Origin of the sequence: Streptomyces sp. NPDC101165 (assembly GCF_044768135.1) — a bacterium.
Classification (GTDB): domain Bacteria; phylum Actinomycetota; class Actinomycetes; order Streptomycetales; family Streptomycetaceae; genus Streptomyces.
Window position 1 is genome coordinate 51,419 of the sequence record NZ_JBIWPG010000025.1, and the last position, 19,919, is coordinate 71,337.

Sequence of the window (19,919 nt, forward strand, 5' to 3'; positions counted from 1 at the left end):
CGCATGAGCGCTCGCCGAAGTCTCGTCTGGCTCGGTCTCACGCCGGAGCCCGAACAGGAACTGCCCGCCGCGGTGGCCGCCCTGCGAGCCCCGGCGGACGACCGCCCGCCGGCGGCCCTCGTCGCCGCCGAGCGGCACCGCGTCGAGCGGCTGGTGCTGCGCGGCACGCAAGCCGGCTGGCTCCGCTACCTCCGCGAAGTCACCGACCTGGTCGTCGACGCAGCGGCGGGCACCGCCCCCGCCGACCCACGTCCGGCGCTGGTGGCATGTGAGGTCGTCCTCGACCACCACCACATGCTGATCGGCCTGCCCGGGGCCGGATACGTACGTACGGCCACCCAGCGACGGGACCTGGAACGGGCGCTGGTGCGGCTGCGAGCCCGCGACGACACCGGCCCCGAGGGCCACCCTGACTCCAGGAGCACCGCATGACCGGCGTCTTCTCCCTCCTCCCCGACGGCCGGCCCGGCCTCCTCACCCCGCTGCTGTCCGGCGCCTGGCTGTCCGGCGGCAGCGAGGACGGCTCCCGGTACCTGGCCGCGGGCGGCTACGCACCGCTCACCTCGCCCGACCGGTTGCTCGACCGGATCGCCGCCGTGGGGCTGCGCGGCCGCGGCGGGGCCGGCTTTCCCGCCGCGGTCAAGATCCAGGCCGTCCGCGATGCACCGGGCCCGGCCGTCGTCGTCGCCAACGGTGAGGAAGGTGAGCCGGGCTCGGTGAAGGACCGCTGGCTGCTGCGGCACCGGCCCCACCTGGTCCTGGACGGCATCCGCCTGGTCGCGGCCATGACAGGCGCCGAGCGCGGCTGCGTGTACCTCTCCGACGCCCCCGCCGAGCAGGCCGTGCGCCGGGCACTCGCCGAGTGTCCCCCCACGCTGCGCATCGACGTCGTACGCACGGAGCACACCTACGTCGCGGGGGAGGAGACCGCGGTCGTCCGGCGCATCGACGGTGGTCCGGCGCTGCCCACGGCGAAACCCCCGCGCCCCTTCGAGAGCGGTGTCGGCGGCGCGCCCACCCTCGTCGCCAACGTGGAGACGCTGGCCCGCATCGCGCTGATCTACTCGCGCCCCGAAGCCGCGGACGCCGTCGCCGGGGCCCATCTGGTGACCCTCTCGGGCGGCAGCGGTACGTCCGCGCTGGCCGAGGTGCCCGCCGGTACGCACCTGAAGGTGCTCGCCGACCTGTGCCGGCACGGCACAGCACGGGCGGTCCTGCTGGGCGGCCTCTTCGGCGGCTTGCACGGCACCGGCTGGACGGACCTGCCCCTCGACCACGACCGCCTGCGCGCGGCCGGTGGAGCCCTGGGCTGCGGGGCGCTGCACTTCCTGCACCCCGAGGACTGCCCGGTCGCCGTCGCCAACGAGGCAACCGCCTACCTCGCGGCGCAGAGCGCCCGGCAGTGCGGGGTGTGCGTCTCCGGGACGGGGGCGATGGCCCGCACCCTCACGGCCGTCGCGCGCGGCGAGTCCGGCGACGACGCGGCCGACAAGCTGCACCGCTGGTCGCGGCAGCTGCCCGGCCGCGGGGCCTGCGGGCTGCTCGACGCCGCCGCCCGTGTCGTCGCCACCCTGCTCGCCCACTTCCCCGAACGCGTCGACGCCCACCGCCGCTCCGCCTGCCCCGCGTGCGAAGGCGCGACACCCGAAGACGGGCGCCGGTTCACGGTGCCGGTGCCCTGAGCCACATCCGGACTCCCGAGCCCCGTCCGGCCCCCGGAGCCGCATCCGCACTCCTGAGCCGCATCGGGAGACCTGAGCCCCGTCCAGTCCCCTGAGTCGCATCCGAACCCGGAGCCCCGATCCGGCCTCCCGACCCGCAAACCGGACCCCCGCCACGCACCCTCACCCCGCCGCACCGAAAGGACCGCACCATGAAGCTCCTGCTGGACTCCACCCGCTGCCAGGGCTACGGCCTCTGCCAGGAACCCGCGCCCGAGCTGATCGACCTCGACGAGTGGGGCTACGCGCAGGTGCGCGCGCACGAGGTCCCGCAGGGCGGCGGGGCCGCCGCCGGAGCAGCCGTCGCCGCCTGCCCCAACTCCGCCCTGCGGCTGGTGAAGTGACATGGGACGTGACCTGTCGGCCCTCTTCGACCCCGTCTCCGTCGCCGTCGTCGGAGCCAGCGACGACCCGGCCAAGTACGGCCATGCCATCGCCGCCCAGGCCGTCCGCGCGAACGGCCGCCGCCCCGTCCACCTGGTCAACCGCCGTGGCGGCACGGTGCTCGGCCGGACCACAGCCCCCAGCCTGAGCGCGATCGGCGAGCCCGTCGACCTGGCGGTGGTCTCCGTGCCCGCCGCCGGCTTCGAGGACGCGGTCGACGAGGCGCTGCGGTGCGGGGCCCGGGCGATCGTCGCGATCACCGCAGGGTTCGCCGAGACCGGCGAGGCGGGGCGCAGCCGCCAGCGTGCCGTCGCCGAACGCGTCCGCGCCGCCGGAGCCGTGATGATCGGCCCCAACTGCCTGGGCCTGGCCGACAACACCACCGACCTCTTCCTGGCCTCCGACACCTTCACACCCGGCGGCATCGCACTGCTCAGCCAGAGCGGCAACCTCGCCCTCGAACTCCAGCTCCGCTTCGGCCCGCACGGCCTCGGCTTCTCCCGCTTCGTCTCGCTCGGCAACCAGGCCGACGTCACCCTCGTCGACCTGCTCGCCGACTGTGCCCGGCACGAGGGCACGAACGCCATCGCGGTCTACGCGGAGGACTTCGCCGACGGACGCGCCTTCGCCGAGGCGTCCGCCGACGCCGGGAAACCCGTGGTGCTGCTCACCGCCGGACGCGGTGACGCCTCCGCACGCAGCGCCCAGTCGCACACCGGCGCGCTGACCACGTCCGCCGACGTCGTGACCGCTGCCTGCCGCGACGCCGGTGTGGAACTGGTCGCCACGCCCCGTGAACTCACCGTCGTCCTCGCCGCGTTGAACAACGCACGACGGTCGGTGGGCCGCCGGGTCGCCGTGCTCACGGACGGCGGTGGCCACGGGGTGGTGGCCGCCGACGCCGTCGAGACGGCCGGCCTGACGGTGCCCGAACTCCCGGAACCGACGCGGCAACAGCTGCGCGAGGCCCTGTGGGCGCAGTCGGCCGTCGCCAATCCGGTGGACCTCGCCGGAATGGGGGAGCAGGACCCCGGCTCGTACGCGGAGACCGTCACCGCGCTGCTGGCGGCCGAGGAGGTCGACGCCGTCCTGATGACCGGCTACTTCGGCGGCTACGCGGCCTCCGACGGCGGGCTCGGCGGCGGCGGCACCGTGCTCGCGGACGGGGAACGGGAGGCCGCGCGTCTCATCGCCGCCCGGCACCGCGCCACCGCGAAACCCCTCGTGGTGCAGTCGATGTACCCCGAGTCCCCCAGCTGCCGCACCCTCACCAGGGCCGGTATCCCGGTCTTCGCCGCCACCGAGGACGCCGCACGCGCCCTCGCCGCGACGGCACCCCGCGCGCTCCGCACCGGCGTCACACCTCTTCCCCCTCCAGCGTCACCACTGCGCGAGAGCGGCTATCTGCAGACCCGGCGAGCCCTCGAAGCGGTCGGACTCGTCTTCCCCGCCGCCCGGGAGATCCACGACGAGGCCGAACTACTGGCCGCGACCGAGGAGTTCACCGGCCCCTACGTCCTCAAGGCCCTCCACCTGCTGCACAAGTCCGACGCGGGCGGCGTGGCACTGGGCCTGGCCGGACCCGACGAACTGCTCGCCGCCTTCCGCGAGATGCACGCCCGGCTGGGTGCTTCCTCCTACTCCGTGGAGGCCATGGCGGATCTGACCGACGGCATCGAGCTGATCGTCGGCGTCAACCGGGACCCGCGCTTCGGCCCGGTCGCCATGGTCGGCCTGGGCGGAGTGCTGGCCGAGGCCCTGCACGACGTCGTCTTCACCCTGGCCCCCGTACCCGCCGACCGCGCCCTGAGCCTGCTGCGCGGACTGCGCACCGCCACCCTGCTCGACGGCGTGCGCGGCCGCCCGCCCGTCGACGTCGCCGCGGCCGCGGCGGCCGTCGAGACGATCACGGCGTTCGCCGCCGCCCACCCGGAGATCGCCGAGATCGAGGTCAACCCCCTGCTCGTCGGCCCCCAAGGAGTCCTCGCCCTGGACTCCCGAGCCGTACTCGCCTGACCGGCACCACCCGACCCGCCCCCGCACGCCGTCCCGCCGACCGAAGAGGCACCCATGGACATGCGCTACACCCCCGAACAGGCAGACCTGAAGCGCCGCGCCGCCGAGTACGCGCGCCTGCTCATGCGCTACGAGGACCAGTCCGAGCAGGCCGGCGGACCCCTGCCGCAGGAGCTCGTCACCGAACTGACCCGCGCCGCCATGGACGCGGGCGTCTACGCCATCAACATGCCCGCCGAGTGGGGCGGCGCCGGCCTCAGCCTCCTCGACCAGGTCATCGTCGAGGAGGAGTTCGGCAAGGTCACCAACTGCCTCTGGGACATCCCCTGGCGGCCCGCCAACGTCCTGGCGTACGGCGACGAGCGGCAGCGCGAGAAGTACCTGCTGCCGGTGATCCGCGCGGAGAAGTTCGACGCGTTCGCCGTCACCGAGCCGGGCGCGGGCTCGGACCCGTCCGCCGGCACCTCCACGGCCACCCGCACCGACGGCGGCTGGCTGCTCAACGGGGAGAAGTGGTTCGTCACCTGCGGCGACATCGCCGACTTCCTGCTGGTGCAGGCGGACGCCGGCCCGGAGCGGCAGCCCACGCTGTTCTTCGTGGACAAGGCCGCGCCCGGAGTCGAGATGACCAGGGTCCCGCGCTTCATGCACTCCGCGGTCAACGGCCACCCCGAGTTCACCTTCACCGACGTCTTCGTGGCCGACGAGGACGTGCTCGGCGGCGTCGGCAACGGCTACGAGCTGACGAAGGAATGGTTCACCGACGAACGCCTGATGATCGCGGCCCGCACGGTCGGTGCGGCCGAGCGCGCCCTGCAACTCGCCCGTGACTGGGCGGTGGAGCGGGAGCAGTTCGGGGCGCCGATCGCGTCGTACCAGCTGATCCAGGGCATGCTCGCCGACTGCGCCGTCGACATCGCCGTCAACCGTGCCTACACGCATCAGGTCGCCTGGGAAGCCGACCAGCCGCACACCGACCGCAAGACGCTGCACGCCAAGGCCTCCACCGCCAAACTCGCCGCCAGCGAGGCCGCCGGCCGGGTCGCCGACCGCTGTCTGCAGATCTTCGGCGGCCGCGGCTACGACCGCTCGTACGCCGTCGAGCGCATGTACCGCGAGCTGCGCGTCGACCGGATCTGGGAGGGCACCTCCGAGATCCAGCGCCTCATCATCGCCAACGAGCTGATCAAGCGCGGCACCCGCGCCCTGGCCCTGCCCACGCACTGAAACCGCCCACCCCCGATCACCCCACAGCGAGGACTTCCATGGACTTCCGCCTCACCCCGCGCCAGGCACAGCTGAAGGCCGACGCGCGCGCCCTCACCGACGTCATCGCCGCCTACGAGCTCCAGTGCGAGGAGGACAACGGCCTCGCCGCGAGCGCCCACGCCAAGATCCGCGACGCGGTCCTCGATGCCGGACTGCAGGCCGTGAACATGCCGGCCGAGTGGGGCGGCGCCGGACTCACCATCGCCGAGCAGGTCACCGTGCAGGAGGAACTGGGCCGGCTCACCGGCGCCCTGTGGGACATGGTGTGGCGCCCCGCCAACGCCCTCAGGTTCTGCACCCCGGAGCAGCGTGAGCGCTTCCTCGTCCCGGTGATCAAGGGGGAGCGGCGCGACTGCTACGCCGTCACCGAGCCCGGCGCGGGTTCGGACCCGCAGAACCTGGCCACCACGGCCACGAAGAACGACCACGGCTGGGTGCTGAACGGCGAGAAGTGGTTCGTGACCGTCGGCGACCACGCCGACTTCATGATCGTGCTCGCCGCGGCGGGCCCGGACCGCGCTCCCACCCTGTTCCTCGTCGACAAGGACACCCCCGGCATCGAGATGACGAGGGTGCCCCGCTTCATGCACACCTTCGTCTACGAGCACCCCGAGTTCACCTTCACCGACGTCCAGGTGGGCGAGGACGCCGTGCTCGGCGGCATCGGCGAGGGCTACGACATCACCCGCTCCTGGTTCACCGAGGAGCGCCTGATGATCGCGGCCCGCACGACGGGCGCCGCCGAGCGGGCCCTGGAGCTGTCCCGTGACTGGGCGGTGGAGCGGGAGCAGTTCGGGGCGCCGATCGCGTCGTACCAGCTGATCCAGGGCATGCTCGCCGACTGCGCCGTCGACATCGCCGTCAACCGCGCCTACACGCACCAGGTCGCCTGGGAGATCGACCAGGCCTCGGCCGAGGACCGCAAGACGCTGCACGCCAAGGCGGCCATCGCCAAGCTCGCGGCGAGCGAGGCCTCGGGCCGTGTGATCGACCGCTGCCTGCAGATCCACGGCGGCCGTGGGTACGACCGCTCGTACGCCGTCGAGCGGCTCTACCGCGAGCTGCGCGTGGACCGGATCTGGGAGGGCACCTCCGAGATCCAGCGCCTGATCATCGCCAACGAACTCGTCAGGCGCGGCACGGGGGTTCTGGACCTGCCCCTCGCCTGACACCCGTACGCCGCAACAGATCGGAGAGGAAGACGGATGACCGAGATCGAGCGAGTGGGAGTCGTCGGCTGCGGCCTGATGGGCGCCGGCATAGCCGAGGTCTGCGCCCGCGCCGACGTGCCGGTGACGATCGTGGAACGCGACACGCAGGCGGCCCGTGCGGGCCTGCTGCGTATCACCCGCTCGCTCGACCGGGCCGTCGCACACGGCAGGCTGGACGCCGAACGACGCGCGGCCGCCGCGGACCTGATCACCGTGGTCGACCAGATCGAAGCCCTGCACGACCACGACCTGGTGATCGAGGCGGTGCCGGAGGACGAGGGCCTCAAACTCGACGTCTTCACCCGCCTCGACTCCGTGATCACCGGCGAGCACACCATCCTCGCCACCAACACCTCCTCCATCCCGGTCATCCGGCTCGCCACCGCGACCACCCGCCCCGACCGCGTCGTCGGTGTGCACTTCTTCAACCCCGTACCGGTCCTGCGTCTCGTCGAGCTCGTCCCGTCGCTGCTGACCTCACCCACCACCACGGCACGGGCCGAGGACTTCGTGACCGGCAGGCTCGGCAAGGAGGTCGTCCGGACCCGGGACAAGGCCGGATTCGTCGTCAACGCGCTGCTCGTCCCCTACCTCCTCGCGGCCGTCCGCATGCTGGAGTCGGGCAGTGCGACGGCCGAGGACATCGACCGCGGGATGGTCCTCGGCTGTGCGCACCCGCTCGGCCCGCTGGCCCTGACGGACCTGATCGGCCTGGACACCACCCGCGCCATCGCCGAATCCCTGTACGCCGAGTTCCGCGAGCCGCAGTACTCACCCCCACCGCTGCTCTCCCGAATGGTGGAGGCCGGCCTGCTGGGACGGAAGTCCGGGCGGGGCTTCCACGTGTACGAAGAACAACATCGTGAGGCTGTGACCCCGGCGAGGCCGCGGTGAGGGAAAATGGTCACGGCGTACGACCACCGAACGAGGGGAGCCGCAGGGTGTCCACGAAGGTGCGCACGGCAGACACACGCGAGCGCATCCTGGCCGCGGCGTGTGAGGTCATCGCCGAGATCGGCTTCGAGAAGATCCGTATGCGCATGGTCGCCGAGCGCGCCGGTGTGTCCACGGCGCTGCTGCACTACCACTTCGACACGCGCGAGAAGCTGTTCACCGAGGCGATGACCCACTCCTTCGCCAACACCGCCCTCGACGTCGACCGCGACGCGGACACGGCGCCGGCGGCCGTCATCCTGGCCCGCATCCTGCGCAACCTGCTGCCGACCGATCCCGAACTGCGCCAGGACTGGCGGCTGTGGCAGGAACTGTGGGCCCGGGCCCTGCGCGACGAGACCACCCGGACCTTCGCCGTCGACCTGTACGCGCAGCTGCACACCTGGGTGGCCGACGCGGTACGACGCGGCATCGAGTCCGGCGAGTTCACACCGACCGACGTGGACGAGCTCAGCACACTCGTCCTGTCCCTGAGCGACGGCTACGGCATCCGCCTGATGCTCCGCGACCCGACGGTCACCCTGGACAGCGCCCTCACGGCCATCTGGCGCCAGGTGTCCACGGCGCTGGGTCTGCCGGACTCGGTGCCGGTGGACTGACCCCCCACAGCTCGGGCACCCGGCCCCCGCCGGTGTGCATCTGGGTCGCCAGCGTCCGCAGCGCGGCGGCGAACGCCACCGGGCCGCGGAGGAACTCCATGTGGATGCCGGGAAATTCGGTCCAGGGCGCCCCGATCCGACGAGCGATCTCGACGGAGGGCCGCGCGTAGTACAGGCCGCGGTCCTCAGCACCGGCGCCGAGCACGATCGGGAAGGGCGCCGCTCTCAGCGCGGCCTCGTCGGGCCGGAACGCGGCGAAGCCCGACCACTCGGATCCGAAGAGATGGTCCTGGTTGGTGAGGAACCGCTGCCACAGGTCGTCCGGCCAGCGATATGTCCCCTCGCCGCGCACCGTCTGCGCGAAACGGCGGCCCGCCGCCGGGCCGCCGCCCTCGGCGTAGAGCGCGGCCAGCTCCGCGAAGAAGCCGCGCGCCGGATCGCCGGCGGGCAGGACGTTCACCGCGGGCGGCTCGTGCGCGATCAGACCCGACACCACCTCGGGACACGACGCGGCCAGCGTGAGCCCGATGATCGCGCCACCGCTGTTGCCGAACACCAGCGCCCGACCGCCGGCCAGACCCTCGACCAGCTCCCGGGCGTCGGCCGCCTGCTGCGCCAGCCGCATCGGCGTGCCGTTCCGTCCGGTGCTGCGGGAGTTGCCGCGCCGGTCGTAGGTGATCACCGTGAACGCGTCCGCCAGCTCGTCGGCGACGGCGCCGTAGTACCCGGCATCGCCGCCTGCCCCGCTGATGAGCAGCAGCGCCGGCCCGCCGCCGCGGATCTCGTAGTACAGCTCGGCGTGGTCGACCTCGAACATGCCGCTGCGCATCCATGCACTCCGTTCTCGACGAGGTGATGCCGCCGGTACCGGTCGGGTGCCGCTGGTACCGGTCAGATGTCAGTGTGTCCGAGACGACCGTTCTCGAGGTGTAGCGGACCGCGAGAACGTCATCGTGCCGCGCCTTGTCGTCCGCGGCACGACGGCTCCGCCCGGCATGGTCTCGGCGAGCGCCCCGCCGGCGCTGCGCTTACTGCAGTGCCGGGTGCGACGTCTCCCGGCGGGTCCAGGGTTCCTGGTCCACACCGACCCCGTCCGTCGTCATCCCCGCGAAGAGCCCCAAGGCCCCCGAGACCACACCCAACAGCAGGCCGGCCCAGTGCGGGACGACATCCAGCAGGAACGGGACGGCGAGGAGGGCACCGACCGCCGCGACGCGCAGGTGCGAGGCGTGCACCTTGGGGAAGTACCGAGAGGGCCGGGGAAGCGGTGCGACAGCGAGCGTGGTGTCGGTCCGGCAGACCGGTGCGGCACCGGCGCGCAGGTAGGGCGCGTGGTCGTCCTCCGGCGTCACGCCCCAGACCACATGGCCGGAGTCGGAGACGAAGGCGGCGGGGACGATGCGCTCCTTGTTCGTGCCCGCGATGTCCCGCCACCGGGTCGGCCAGCACAGCCAGCCGCTGTGGCCTCCGAGTTGAGCGGCGGCATGGGTGAGGTGCTTCTCGCTGACGGTGATGCTGTGGCCTACGTGTGTGGTCTGGAGCCGGACGACTTGTCTCACCCCGGTGTCGTCCTCGGGCACCAGCTCGATGCGGTAGGTGCTTTTGACGCCGATCCGGCCGACACCCTTCCCTGTCGGGTACCGGTAGGTCTCCCGCACGGGGGTACCGAACCGGACCCGGACCGCGTGCACGCTGCCCGCGGCGGCGTCCTCCCTGAGCATGCGCTGTGCGCGATCGAGGTAGCTCTGGAGCAGGGAGAGATTGCACAGGGACAGCACGGCACCGAGGACGAAGGTGAGCAAGCAGTACACGGCAGGGAGAGCTGAGCCCGGCCCGCTGTAGAAGGCGCTGTTGGCTGCCACGAAGGGCGCCCAGACGGTGAGGTAGGCCGTGGCGATGAGCCCCCAGTCCCGGCGCACCGCTCCCAGCTTGCCGGGGATCGTCTCCCGGTGAGGAGCGGCCACCGGCAGCGGCTTCACGAGGGGAGCCGACCGAACGGCCAGCAGCCAGCCCACGACGAACACCGCCGCCAGAGCCAGCGGCACGAGAACGTCCGGGCGTGGGCCGTCGGCGTACTCCTGGATCGAGGCCGTGCCCCATGCGACGGCTGCCGACAGCAGGGCCGCCGCACCCAGAGTCCTGGCGAGCGGCGTCGAACGGTGCTGCATGCGGTCTCCCCCTGACCGTGGCGTGAAGATCTTGTGCGCGGCAAGGAGATTACGCTCTGGTGATCAGCTTCCGGAAGGGTCGTGGCCGGCACGGCGGTTGTCGCCGAGGCCCGCACAACCGATGCCGCAATCGACGACGGCCGAGGGGCAGTTCAGTTCTGACAGGCGCATCCGGCGGCGCTCTTGGCCTCGCTGACGGTGACGGACGGGTCGGTCGCCTGCTCGGCCGGGGTGCAGCAGGAGGTGACGCCGCAGCAGGAGTGGTCCGTCGCAGACGCTGTGGCGGTGTCCGGGCCGGCGGTGGTGGGCTTGGTGGCGCGGACGATGGCGGAGTGCATGCCGTCGGCGACCGGGTGGGTCGGGGTGATCTCGATGTCCGTGAAGCCCGCCGCCTCCAGGCCCGCCCGGTATTCGGTGAGGGACAGGGCTCCGGCGATGCAGCCGACGTGGTCGCCGCGCTCGGCCCGCTGTTCGGCGGTGAGGGTGTCGTCGGCGACGACGTCGGAAACGCCGATCCGGCCGCCGGGCTTGAGCACGCGGAAGGTCTCGGCGAAGACGGCGGGCTTGTCGATCGACAGGTTGATCACGCAGTTGGAGATCACCACGTCGATGGTGTTCGCCGGCAGCGGGATCGCCTCGATCGTGCCCTTGAGGAACTCGACGTTCCGCGCGCCCGCCTTTGCGGCGTTGGCGAGGGCCAGGGCGAGCATCTCCTCGGTCATGTCCAGCCCGTACACCTTGCCGGCCGGGCCGACGCGGCGGGCGGAGAGCAGGACATCGATGCCGCCGCCGGAACCGAGGTCCAGGACGCGTTCTCCTTCGCGCAGCTCGGCCACGGCGGTGGGGTTGCCGCAGCCGAGGGAGGCGGCGACGGCCCCGGCCGGCAGAGCATCGCGCTCGTCCGCCGCGTACAGGGCCGAGCCGAAGTTCTCGTCGACCTCGACCGGATCGGTTCCGCAACAGGCGGTGCCGCCCTCGGTGACCTTCACGGCTGCCGAGGCGTACCGCCGGCGGACGGCTTCACGCAGGTCGGTGGACTGCTCGCTCATGTTCACTCCCAGGTGACGGGCCATGGCACGGGCCCGGAACGGCCTGTATTGACGTTCATTGATCCAACCTTGCGCCTTGAATCGAAAAACGTCAACATAGAGGCATGTCGAAACAAGAGCTTCAGGTGATCGATCAGGACGCTGCCTGCTGCCCGGGGCTGTCCACCGCACCGCTGGACGAGGACCGGGCGGCCGAGCTGGCGAAGGTCTTCAAGGCTCTGGGTGATCCGGTCCGGCTGCGCCTGATGTCGATGATCGCCTCGCGCGGAACGGGGGGCGAGGTCTGTGTGTGTGAACTGACCCCCGCCTTCGACCTGTCACAGCCGACGATCTCTCACCACCTCAAGCTCCTGCGGCAGGCCGGGCTCATCGACTGCGAGCGGCGCGGCACCTGGGTCTACTACTGGGTGCTGCCCGGTGTGCTGGACCGGCTCGCCGAATTCCTGACCACCTCGCAGACCGCTGGAGCCGACGCGTGAACATCTCCCGCCGTCGCCGTGTCGCGGCCGAGGCGATCGGAACCGCTCTGCTGGTTGCGGTGGTGGTCGGCTCCGGCATCCAGGCGACCGAGCTGTCGCGCGACGTCGGCGTACAACTGCTCGCCAACTCCCTGGCCACCGTCTTCGGCCTGGGCGTGCTCGTCCTGCTGCTAGGTCCGGTCTCCGGTGCCCTCTTCAATCCGGCCGTCACCCTCGCCGCCTGGTACACCGGCCGTCGCACCCCGGACGGCCTCACCCTGCGGGACGTTGCCGCGTATGTGCCCGCCCAGATCGCGGGCGCGATCGGCGGGGCGATCCTGGCCGACGCGATGTTCGGCGAGCCACTGGTGAAGTTCTCCACGCATGACCGCTCCGCAGGACACTTGTGGCTGGGCGAGGTGGTCGCCACGACCGGGCTGATCCTGCTGATCTTCGGCCTCGACCGGCTCGGCCGCGCCGCGCTTGCCCCCGCTGCGGTGGCTTCCTACATCGGGGCCGCCTACTGGTTCACCTCCTCCACGTCGTTCGCGAACCCGGCGGTGACCATCGGCCGGGCCTTCACCGACACCTTCGCCGGCATCGCGCCCGCCTCCGTCGCCCCCTTCATCGCCGCTCAAGTGCTCGGAATCCTGCTGGGACTTGGGACCGTGGCGGCGGTCTACGGCCGCCCCGCCCCCGCGGCGGACGAGGTCGTCGTCCCGCACGGCGAGCCCGAACCCGCCGCCTGACCGATCCGTACTCAGAGAAAGATCCTGCTCATGAGCACTGCCGCCCCGCGCCCGTCCGTGCTGTTCGTCTGCGTCCACAATGCAGGCCGCTCCCAGATGGCCGCCGCCTTCCTCACCCACCTCGCCGGCGACCGAGTCGAGGTCCGCTCGGCCGGCTCCGCTCCCGCCGAGACGGTCAATCCTGCGGTCGTGCAGGCGATGAACGAGGTCGGCATCGACATCTCCGCCGAGACCCCGAAGATCCTCACCACGGAGGCGGTCCAGGCCTCGGACGTCGTCATCACCATGGGCTGCGGCGACACCTGCCCCGTCTTCCCCGGCAAGCGCTACCTCGACTGGAAGCTCGACGACCCGGCGGGACAGGGCGTCGAGGCCGTCCGGCCGATCCGGGACGGGATCAGGACCCTGGTCGAAGACCTGATCACCGAAATCGCGCCCGCCTGAACGACGAGGTGGGCGGCGGGGACGCGGGCGAACCCGTCCGCGGGCGACGTGCGGGTCGTTGTGCCGAGGGCGGGTTCCTCGTGGGCATGCACGGCTTGACCTTCGAGTCGGGTTGAAGCTTTACGGTCGGCGCTGTGACGACCTACCGCATCTCGCAGCTTGCCGAACGCTCCGGTGTTCCGGCGACGACGCTGCGCTTCTACGAGAGTTCCGGGCTGCTGCCGGCCGGGCGGACCGCGTCCGGGTACCGGGTCTACGGCGAGGAGGCGGTAGACCGGCTGGCGTTCATCTCCTCGGCGAAGCTGCTGGGGCTGGCGCTGGAGGAGATCCGCGAGCTCCTGGACGTCCGGGAAGAAGGCGCCTGTGCCTCGGTGCGCGCCCGGATGCTGCGGCTGATCGCCGACCGGATCGCGGAGACCGACGGCCGGATCGCAGAGCTGCGCGCCTTCTCCGCTCACCTGGCGGGTGTCCGTACCACGCTGTCGGGTCCGGCGCCCAAGGGTGTGTGCGGGCCCGACTGCGGCTGCACCACGACCGGCACGGGCCCGGTCGGGCCCGTGCCGGTGACGCTCTCCCCGACCCGCCCGACAGCGGGCCCGGCGCCGGAGCATGAGGCGTGGCGGGATGTGCCGGTCGCCTGCACTCTGGAGGACGCCGAGCTCGGCGAGCGCACCGAGCAGTGGCGCACGCTCATCGGGCAGGCCGGCCGACACGAGGAGATCGACGACGGACTGTGGTTGTCCTTCCCGCCGGACGCCGAATTCGCCGGCCGGATCGCGGCGCTCGCCGCCGCCGAGCAGCGCTGCTGCGCCTTCTTCGACTTCACCCTGCACCTGACCCCCGACGCCCTCCAGCTGACCGTTCGCGCGCCGGAGCATGCCGCCGGGATGCTGGCCGAACTCTTCGGAGCGCCCGCATGACCACGACCCCGTCCTCCCGTCCCTCCCGGCCCTGGGGCATGTTCGGGACCGGAGCGGCTGCGCTGGCCGCGTGCGCGGTGTGCTGCGCGGGCCCGCTCCTGGCCGTGCTCGGCGGGGTGGGGGCCGCCTCCGCGATCGGTGCCGTGTGGGTGCCCGCCCTCGCTGTGCCGGCCGTCGCCGCCGTCGCCGGGATCTTCGTCTTGCGCCGCCGTCGTCGTCGGGCAGCCGCCTGCCGCACAGCTCCCGCCCGTGTTGATCTCGGCATGCCGACCCTCGGCTCGGCCACAGCCCCACCGACGTCGCCGCCGTCACCCCGTTCCACGCGGCCTCCCTTGTGGTCACGGCCTGCGCAGGTAAGGGCATGGCGCGCCTGTTGTGCCTGGACACCCGGGTGGGACGGACCATCGTGTCCGCCGGTGCGTCCACAGCCCGCAGCAGCACAGGACCCCTCGTGTCGGCTTGGCTCGGAAATCGAACATGTGGCCTAATTGAAGGCATGGAGCACGTCCCCTTCCCGCCCGACCTCCTGCAGCTCCAGGCGGACTGGCACCGCACTTACGCAGCACTGGCCGCGCCGGACCCGGTGCACCCCACCGCCCTGCGCCGCCGCTTGCTGGCACTGTCCGGGCGGCTGCTGTGGCACCCCTACTGGTCCGGCCCGGCCGGAACCCCGGCGGCACGGGTCGAGCTGCGCCGCCGGGCTCGCGCCCTGGAGCCGCTGCCGTGACGCACCTGGTCCGCCTCCAGTTCGTGACCGGCGGCCCGACGGTCACGGGGGAGTGGGCCGACGGGGCGACCGCCCGCCGCACCTGGCGCGACTGGGTCGGGCTGTACGGCAGCGACGAGAAGGTCGTCATCCGGCTCGCCGAGGACGCGGACGACGGCGAGCGGGTGCTGATGGCGTGGGAGCGGGGGCACGCGGTCGAGGCGAGTTCGGACGAGCCCGCCGCGACGGAGGGATCGGGGTTACCGGGGTGGTGGCGGCCCCAGCAAATGGCTTATGGCGGGGCTGAGTTGCAGTACTCCGCCAGGTGACCGCAGGCCGCCCCGGCCCCCCCCGGTCCATGATCCAGCCCCCTCACCGGAAGGCGGTCCCCATGCCCGTGCCGAGCCTGCTGGCGGTCTTCGCTCATCCGGATGACGAGTCGTTGTCCGCCGGGGGCGTGCTCGCCCGCCACGCGGCCACGGGTGCGCGGGTCGGCGTGGTCACGGCGACCTGGGCGGCCGACACCCCGCGCGCCGCGGAGTTGGCCGATGCGCTGCGCATCCTCGGGGTCGGCGCACCGCGCATGCTCGGGTACGCCGATGCGCGCGTGCCTCAGTCGGCCCCGGGCGGTGCGCGGTTCTGCGATGCGCCGCTGGACGAGGCGGTGGGGCGGTTGGTGGCACACATCCGGGACTTCCGCCCGGACATCATGGTCACCCACGACGCGTACGGCGGTCTGACCGGCCATCCGGACCATGTGCACACGCACCGGGTGGCCATGCTCGCGGCCCAGGCGGCCGGACTTGAGCAGCTCCACCCCGATGCGGGTGCCCCTTGGCAGCCGCGTGCCCTCTATCTGGCCACGCACCCGCACTCCGCCGTGCCCGCGCTGAGGGACGTGGTCGGTGTGCACAAGGCCCTGTACAGCGTTCCGGACGAACGGGTCACCGCGACCGTCGACGTCGGCCCCTGGATGGAACAGAAGATCGCCGCCGTACTGGCCCATCGCACCGAGGTGGAACGGGGAGCCGTTCCCGGCCTGATCGCCGGCCTTCCCCAGGAGGCTCGGGAACGGCTCTTCTCCACCGAGTGGTACATCCGCCACACCCTCGCCTGCGCGTCGGTCGCCCAGACGGAACTGACCGCCTGAGTCATGTACGGGGTGACCCTGGTGATTCGTGTAATCCATAACGATCTTGGCCGAAACCTTGCGTTATTCCTGGCCGCCTCTAGCCTCCCGACATGGCTTTTCTTTCAAGTCGCCGCAAACGGGCACGCCTCGCCCCGGAACTCGACGACCAGGACCTGGGCAGGCTGCTGAAGTCCCTGCTGGCGATCACGAGGACCGGAACGATCGCGACGACGGACCTGTGCGCGGCGCAGATCTCCCGTCTCCTGGACCAGGAGCCGGGAGACTGGGACCGCCAGACGCACCGCCTGGGCACCCTGGCGGACTTCCTGGCCGACTCGCATCTGCCGCGGTCCTGGGCCACGCGCGAGCCACACAACGCGAGCGCGCTCGTGCTGCACGCGTGGACCCTGCTGGCCCGCGCGCGCTCGCAGGGGCGCCCGGAGGACACGGGCGACGCCACGGATGCCTGTCTCCGTGCCGCCGACATCGTCCCTGAGGACCCCACGCCCTGGGTGGTGCTCCTGGGGCTGGGCCGCCTGCAACGCTGGGAGCAGCCCCAGGTGTTCGGCGTGTGGAACGAGGTACTCGCGCGTGATCGCTGGAACCGTGAGGCCTACCTGAGCATGCTCGGCTATCTCACCCCGGAGGAAGCGGGTTCCCGCATCCAGGTCCTGGACTTCGTGGACGCCCTGTGCGCCCGCATGCCGGCCAACGCACCCTGCGCGGTCACGGAACTCACCGCCCAGGTCCTGCAGTACCAGTCCGTCCTCGGTCGGGGCGGATTCGAAGCACTGGTGGCGCGGAACCACTGGTCCCAGGCGATGGCCGCCCAGGCACTCGACCGCGTGGCCCGGACCTGGGTGCAGCCGGGATTCCTGCGCCATGCCAAGTCTCTGGCCGACCTCAACGTCCTGGCCTACGCGCTGATGGCCGCCGACCGGCGCCACGAGGCCCGTCCGGTGTTCGAGGCCATCGGCGGCGCCGTCACCGGGTGGCCCTGGCAGGCCGGCGGCGACGCTCTGACGGAGTTCGACCAGGCACAGCGGAGGGCCACCGCCGGGCAGTGATCCGACGCCCGCCGCACCGCCAAGTCCCCGGCGTTGCAACCCGACCGCCGGTGGGACCGCACCGTGGCACGATGGTGGTGAGCATCACCTACTGAGGGGGTGTGGGGCATGGCCACATCCGAAAGGGCACCTGCCTCAGGAACCCACCACCCGGGGCTGCGGCGCGAGATCGGCTTCATCGGGCTCATCTGGGCCTCGGAGGGGTCCATCATCGGATCCGGGTGGCTGTTCGGTGCTCAGACGGCACTGGCGGCGGCCGGACCCGCGGCGATCATCTCCTGGGGCATCGGCGGCCTCGCCATCCTGATCCTGGCGCTGGTGCACGCCGAACTCGGCGGCATGTATCCGGTCTCCGGCGGTACCGCCCGCTTCCCGCACTACGCCTTCGGCGGGGCCGCCGGCGCCTCCTTCGGCTGGTTCTCCTGGCTGCAGGCGGCCACCGTGGCACCCATCGAGGTGCTGGCGATGATCACGTACGCCCAGCACTATTCCTGGGCGAGCGGCTGGGAGAAGATCCAGGGCGGCGAACACGTCCTGACCCCGACCGGCATCGCCGTCGCCGTCGGTCTGATGGCGGTCATCACGGCCATCAACTTCCTGAGCATCCGTCTGCTGGCCCGCACCAACAGCGCGGCCACCTGGTGGAAAGTCGGCGTCCCGCTCCTGACGATCTTCGTGCTGGCCGTCGCCCAGTTCCACACCAGCAACTTCACCGCGGCCGACGGATTCAACCCCTACGGGGCCAAGGGCATCCTGTCCGCCGTCTCCACCAGCGGCATCATCTTCGCGCTGCTGGGCTTCGAGCAGGCGGACCAGCTCGCCGGCGAGAGCGCCAACCCCAAGCGCGACATCCCGCGGGCCGTGATCGGATCCATCGTCCTCGGCATCATCATCTACATCCTGCTGCAGGTGACCTTCCTCGCCGCTCTGCCCGCGTCCCAGATCGGCAGCCACTGGGCCACCTCCGCGTTCACCGCCCTGAGCGGACCGTTCGCCCAGGTCGCCACGCTCATCGGCCTGGGCTGGCTGGCGACGATCCTCTACCTGGACGCCGTGGTCTCGCCCGCGGGAACCGGTCTGATCTACATCACCGGCTCCTCCCGGGTCTCGTACGGCCTCAGCCGCAACGGCTACGTGCCCACCGTGTTCGAGGCCACCAACCGGCGGGGTGTCCCGTGGGTCGGCCTGATCACCGCGTTCGTGATCGGCTGCATCTGCTTCCTGCCCTTCCCGAGTTGGCGCTCCCTGGTCGGGCTGATCACCAGCGCCAGCGTGCTCATGTACGCCGGTGCCCCGCTGTCCTTCGGCGTGTTCCGCAACCGTCTGCCGGACGCCCACCGCCCCTACCGGCTGCCCGGCGGCGGCTGGATGTCGCCGCTGGCCTTCGTCGTGGCCAACCTGCTGATCCTGTGGTCCGGGTGGGACACCGACTGGAAGCTCGGCGTCGCCATCCTCATCGGCTACGTCATCCTGATCGCCAACCGCGTGTTCAAGATGAACCCGATCACGCCCCAGCTCGACCTGCACGCCGCGCAGTGGCTGCCCGTCTACCTCGTCGGCATGGGCCTCATCGTCTACCTCAGCGACTTCGGGCCCCTCAAGCACCCCTGGTTCCCGCTGTGGTGGGACATCGGCGTCGTCGCCGCGTTCAGCCTCCTCATCTACTACTGGGCCCTGGCGGTCGCCCTGCCGACCGAGAAGATCCAGCACATGGTCGACCAGGTCGTCGTCCCGGAGGAGGAGACCATCCTCTGACCGTCCGCCACAGAAGGCTGCGGCGGTCCGCCGCCGCACGCGTCAAGCCCGTCCGTGTGCCTCCTGCGAGCGGCGCGACAGCGAGTCCATGACCACCGCGGCGAACAGCACCCCGCCCGTGATCACGAGCTGGGCGGCGGTGGGGGTGTCCGTGAGCGCCATGCCCGACGCGATCGACTGGATGACCAGGATGCCGAGCACCGCGGACCACGTCGTACCGCGCCCTCCGAACAGGCTGGTGCCGCCGATCACGGCGGCCGCGATGGCGTTGAGCAGCAGCACCCCCGAGCCCGAACCCTGGCTCACCGAGGTGATGCGCGAGGCCAGGAACAGGCCGCCCAGCGCGGCCATGGTGCCGGAGATCGCGAGCACCGCGGTCTGTACCCGCACCACGCTGAGGCTGGCCCGGCGGGCCGCTTCGACCCCGCCGCCCAGGGCGTAGACCTGCCGTCCGTAGTGCGTGCGCCGGAGCAGGATGTCGAGGCCGGCCACCACCACGAGGAAGATCAGGAGGGCGAGCGGCAGACCCTGGAACTGGTTGAGCACGTAGGCGGCAGCGAAGGCGATCACCGCGAGTACCGCCGTGCGTACCGCGATGCCACGGAGTGAGCGGTACGGCATGCCGACGGCCTTGCGGCGCCGCCGGTCCAGGTGGAACCCGAGGAAGACCATGGCCGTGCCGACGGCCGCCAGGCCGTAGGCGGCGGCGTGGTTGGTGAAGTAGTAGCTGGTCAGCTTGGCGACGAGTCCGTTCTCGTCGAGGTTGACGGTGCCGCTCGTCCCGAGGACGGCGAGCATGACGCCGTTCCAGGTCAGCAGCCCGGCGAGGGTGACGACGAACGCAGGGACCCGGATCTTGGCGAAGGAGAAGCCCTGGATGGTTCCCGCCAGGGTCCCGGAGAGCAGCGCGATGATGAGCGCCAGCCATTCCGGCACGCCCTGGTTCACGTTCAGCACGGCGAAGACCGCCGCCGCGAGTCCGCTGATCGAGCCGACCGACAGGTCGAGTTCACCGAGGAGCAGCACGAAGACGATGCCGACCGCGATCAGCCCCGTACCCACGATGTCCACGCTGAGATTGGACAGGTTCCGGGGGGAGAGGAAGTTCTGGTTGAGGGACTGGAAGATGATCCAGACCACGACGAGGACGAGGATGACGGGGAGCGAGCCCAGTTCGCCGGCGCGCAGCTTGTGGCGGACGACGGCGGTCCCGCGCTCCAGGGCCCGCGTGACCGCCCGCATGGGGTGCGGCCGGGCGGCCTCGGCGGTGGCTGCGGAGGATTCGGCTCGCGTGTGGTCCGCCATGTCGTGCATCCC

At 71.7% G+C, this 19,919-nt stretch carries 21 protein-coding genes; 17 read left to right on the plus strand and 4 right to left on the minus strand.

The window, feature by feature from the left end; translation table 11 throughout:
* The first annotated feature begins 3 nt into the window (after positions 1–3).
* The 8 genes from ACIRVH_RS38880 (at position 4) to ACIRVH_RS38915 (ending at position 8,154) form a co-directional block, all read left to right on the plus strand.
* Complete coding sequence (locus ACIRVH_RS38880; RefSeq protein ID WP_403963957.1) at positions 4–432, plus strand: hypothetical protein; 429 nt, start codon at positions 4–6, stop codon at positions 430–432.
* The gene (locus tag ACIRVH_RS38885) at positions 429–1,682 is read left to right on the plus strand and encodes an NADH-ubiquinone oxidoreductase-F iron-sulfur binding region domain-containing protein (RefSeq protein ID WP_403963960.1); all 1,254 of its coding nucleotides are present in this window, start codon (positions 429–431) and stop codon (positions 1,680–1,682) included. The genes ACIRVH_RS38880 and ACIRVH_RS38885 overlap by 4 nt, the downstream gene beginning before the upstream one ends.
* A 191-nt stretch (positions 1,683–1,873) precedes the next feature.
* Complete coding sequence (locus tag ACIRVH_RS38890; protein ID WP_403963963.1) at positions 1,874–2,065, plus strand: ferredoxin; 192 nt, start codon at positions 1,874–1,876, stop codon at positions 2,063–2,065.
* A gap of 1 nt (position 2,066) precedes the next feature.
* Positions 2,067–4,121, plus strand: coding sequence for an acetate--CoA ligase family protein (locus tag ACIRVH_RS38895; RefSeq protein WP_403963966.1), 2,055 nt, complete (start codon positions 2,067–2,069; stop codon positions 4,119–4,121).
* Between the two features lie 54 nt (positions 4,122–4,175).
* Positions 4,176–5,348 (plus strand): acyl-CoA dehydrogenase family protein, encoded by a 1,173-nt coding sequence (locus ACIRVH_RS38900; RefSeq protein ID WP_403963969.1) that lies wholly within the window; start codon positions 4,176–4,178, stop codon positions 5,346–5,348.
* 38 nt (positions 5,349–5,386) lie between these two features.
* Complete coding sequence (locus ACIRVH_RS38905; RefSeq protein ID WP_403963972.1) at positions 5,387–6,559, plus strand: acyl-CoA dehydrogenase family protein; 1,173 nt, start codon at positions 5,387–5,389, stop codon at positions 6,557–6,559.
* A 36-nt stretch (positions 6,560–6,595) separates the two neighbouring features.
* Positions 6,596–7,495: a 3-hydroxybutyryl-CoA dehydrogenase gene (locus tag ACIRVH_RS38910; RefSeq protein WP_403963974.1), complete on the plus strand. Its 900-nt coding sequence runs from the start codon at positions 6,596–6,598 to the stop codon at positions 7,493–7,495.
* Positions 7,496–7,542: 47 nt separating this feature from the next.
* Positions 7,543–8,154: a TetR/AcrR family transcriptional regulator gene (locus tag ACIRVH_RS38915; protein WP_403963977.1), complete on the plus strand. Its 612-nt coding sequence runs from the start codon at positions 7,543–7,545 to the stop codon at positions 8,152–8,154.
* Here ACIRVH_RS38915 and ACIRVH_RS38920 read toward each other — a convergent pair.
* The 3 genes from ACIRVH_RS38920 to arsM form a co-directional block, all read right to left on the minus strand.
* The gene (locus tag ACIRVH_RS38920; RefSeq protein ID WP_403963980.1) at positions 8,090–8,983 is read right to left on the minus strand and encodes an alpha/beta fold hydrolase; all 894 of its coding nucleotides are present in this window, start codon (positions 8,981–8,983) and stop codon (positions 8,090–8,092) included. The two genes, ACIRVH_RS38915 and ACIRVH_RS38920, sit on opposite strands and share 65 nt — an antisense overlap.
* 199 nt (positions 8,984–9,182) lie before the next feature.
* Positions 9,183–10,322 (minus strand): hypothetical protein, encoded by a 1,140-nt coding sequence (locus tag ACIRVH_RS38925; protein ID WP_403963983.1) that lies wholly within the window; start codon positions 10,320–10,322, stop codon positions 9,183–9,185.
* Between the two features lie 152 nt (positions 10,323–10,474).
* A complete protein-coding gene (gene arsM, locus ACIRVH_RS38930; protein ID WP_403963986.1) occupies positions 10,475–11,371 on the minus strand; it encodes an arsenite methyltransferase in 897 nt (298 codons plus the stop codon).
* A gap of 104 nt (positions 11,372–11,475) precedes the next feature.
* On the opposite strand from arsM, the gene ACIRVH_RS38935 reads away from it, so the two are divergent.
* The 9 genes from ACIRVH_RS38935 to ACIRVH_RS38975 all read left to right on the plus strand — a co-directional run bounded on the left by ACIRVH_RS38935 (position 11,476) and on the right by ACIRVH_RS38975 (position 18,602).
* Positions 11,476–11,850 carry an ArsR/SmtB family transcription factor gene (locus tag ACIRVH_RS38935; protein ID WP_403963989.1) on the plus strand — a complete coding sequence of 125 codons (375 nt, stop codon included), beginning with the start codon at positions 11,476–11,478 and terminating at the stop codon, positions 11,848–11,850.
* Entirely contained in the window at positions 11,847–12,578 is a 732-nt protein-coding gene (locus ACIRVH_RS38940) for an aquaporin (RefSeq protein ID WP_403963992.1), read from the plus strand. Before ACIRVH_RS38935 ends, ACIRVH_RS38940 begins: the two co-directional genes overlap by 4 nt.
* A gap of 30 nt (positions 12,579–12,608) precedes the next feature.
* Positions 12,609–13,022 carry an arsenate reductase ArsC gene (locus ACIRVH_RS38945; protein WP_403963995.1) on the plus strand — a complete coding sequence of 138 codons (414 nt, stop codon included), beginning with the start codon at positions 12,609–12,611 and terminating at the stop codon, positions 13,020–13,022.
* Between the two features lie 134 nt (positions 13,023–13,156).
* The gene (locus tag ACIRVH_RS38950; protein ID WP_403963998.1) at positions 13,157–13,942 is read left to right on the plus strand and encodes a heavy metal-responsive transcriptional regulator; all 786 of its coding nucleotides are present in this window, start codon (positions 13,157–13,159) and stop codon (positions 13,940–13,942) included.
* A 496-nt stretch (positions 13,943–14,438) separates the two neighbouring features.
* On the plus strand, positions 14,439–14,669 hold the full coding sequence (locus ACIRVH_RS38955) for a hypothetical protein (protein ID WP_403964001.1): 231 nt from the start codon (positions 14,439–14,441) through the stop codon (positions 14,667–14,669).
* Entirely contained in the window at positions 14,666–14,977 is a 312-nt protein-coding gene (locus ACIRVH_RS38960; protein WP_403964004.1) for a hypothetical protein, read from the plus strand. Before ACIRVH_RS38955 ends, ACIRVH_RS38960 begins: the two co-directional genes overlap by 4 nt.
* A 62-nt stretch (positions 14,978–15,039) precedes the next feature.
* On the plus strand, positions 15,040–15,798 hold the full coding sequence (locus ACIRVH_RS38965; RefSeq protein WP_403964007.1) for a PIG-L family deacetylase: 759 nt from the start codon (positions 15,040–15,042) through the stop codon (positions 15,796–15,798).
* 92 nt (positions 15,799–15,890) lie between these two features.
* Positions 15,891–16,847 (plus strand): hypothetical protein, encoded by a 957-nt coding sequence (locus ACIRVH_RS38970; RefSeq protein ID WP_403964009.1) that lies wholly within the window; start codon positions 15,891–15,893, stop codon positions 16,845–16,847.
* Positions 16,848–16,955: 108 nt separating this feature from the next.
* The gene (locus tag ACIRVH_RS38975; protein WP_403964014.1) at positions 16,956–18,602 is read left to right on the plus strand and encodes an APC family permease; all 1,647 of its coding nucleotides are present in this window, start codon (positions 16,956–16,958) and stop codon (positions 18,600–18,602) included.
* 42 nt (positions 18,603–18,644) lie between these two features.
* On the opposite strand, the gene ACIRVH_RS38980 is transcribed toward ACIRVH_RS38975, so the two are convergent.
* The gene (locus ACIRVH_RS38980) at positions 18,645–19,916 is read right to left on the minus strand and encodes a sugar ABC transporter permease (RefSeq protein WP_403964017.1); all 1,272 of its coding nucleotides are present in this window, start codon (positions 19,914–19,916) and stop codon (positions 18,645–18,647) included.
* Positions 19,917–19,919: the final 3 nt, after the last annotated feature.

Excerpts from the sequence above, each read along its gene's own strand:
- ACIRVH_RS38880 (WP_403963957.1), top strand. The coding sequence starts at position 4 with ATGAGCGCTCGCCGAAGTCTCGTCTGGCTCGGTCTCACGCCGGAGCCC.
- ACIRVH_RS38885 (WP_403963960.1), top strand. The coding sequence starts at position 429 with ATGACCGGCGTCTTCTCCCTCCTCCCCGACGGCCGGCCCGGCCTCCTC.
- ACIRVH_RS38890 (WP_403963963.1), top strand. The coding sequence starts at position 1,874 with ATGAAGCTCCTGCTGGACTCCACCCGCTGCCAGGGCTACGGCCTCTGC.
- ACIRVH_RS38895 (WP_403963966.1), top strand. The coding sequence starts at position 2,067 with ATGGGACGTGACCTGTCGGCCCTCTTCGACCCCGTCTCCGTCGCCGTC.
- ACIRVH_RS38900 (WP_403963969.1), top strand. The coding sequence starts at position 4,176 with ATGGACATGCGCTACACCCCCGAACAGGCAGACCTGAAGCGCCGCGCC.
- ACIRVH_RS38905 (WP_403963972.1), top strand. The coding sequence starts at position 5,387 with ATGGACTTCCGCCTCACCCCGCGCCAGGCACAGCTGAAGGCCGACGCG.
- ACIRVH_RS38910 (WP_403963974.1), top strand. The coding sequence starts at position 6,596 with ATGACCGAGATCGAGCGAGTGGGAGTCGTCGGCTGCGGCCTGATGGGC.
- ACIRVH_RS38920 (WP_403963980.1), bottom strand. The coding sequence starts at position 8,983 with ATGCGCAGCGGCATGTTCGAGGTCGACCACGCCGAGCTGTACTACGAG.
- ACIRVH_RS38925 (WP_403963983.1), bottom strand. The coding sequence starts at position 10,322 with ATGCAGCACCGTTCGACGCCGCTCGCCAGGACTCTGGGTGCGGCGGCC.
- arsM (WP_403963986.1), bottom strand. The coding sequence starts at position 11,371 with ATGAGCGAGCAGTCCACCGACCTGCGTGAAGCCGTCCGCCGGCGGTAC.
- ACIRVH_RS38935 (WP_403963989.1), top strand. The coding sequence starts at position 11,476 with ATGTCGAAACAAGAGCTTCAGGTGATCGATCAGGACGCTGCCTGCTGC.
- ACIRVH_RS38945 (WP_403963995.1), top strand. The coding sequence starts at position 12,609 with ATGAGCACTGCCGCCCCGCGCCCGTCCGTGCTGTTCGTCTGCGTCCAC.
- ACIRVH_RS38955 (WP_403964001.1), top strand. The coding sequence starts at position 14,439 with ATGGAGCACGTCCCCTTCCCGCCCGACCTCCTGCAGCTCCAGGCGGAC.
- ACIRVH_RS38965 (WP_403964007.1), top strand. The coding sequence starts at position 15,040 with ATGCCCGTGCCGAGCCTGCTGGCGGTCTTCGCTCATCCGGATGACGAG.
- ACIRVH_RS38970 (WP_403964009.1), top strand. The coding sequence starts at position 15,891 with ATGGCTTTTCTTTCAAGTCGCCGCAAACGGGCACGCCTCGCCCCGGAA.
- ACIRVH_RS38975 (WP_403964014.1), top strand. The coding sequence starts at position 16,956 with ATGGCCACATCCGAAAGGGCACCTGCCTCAGGAACCCACCACCCGGGG.
- ACIRVH_RS38980 (WP_403964017.1), bottom strand. The coding sequence starts at position 19,916 with ATGCACGACATGGCGGACCACACGCGAGCCGAATCCTCCGCAGCCACC.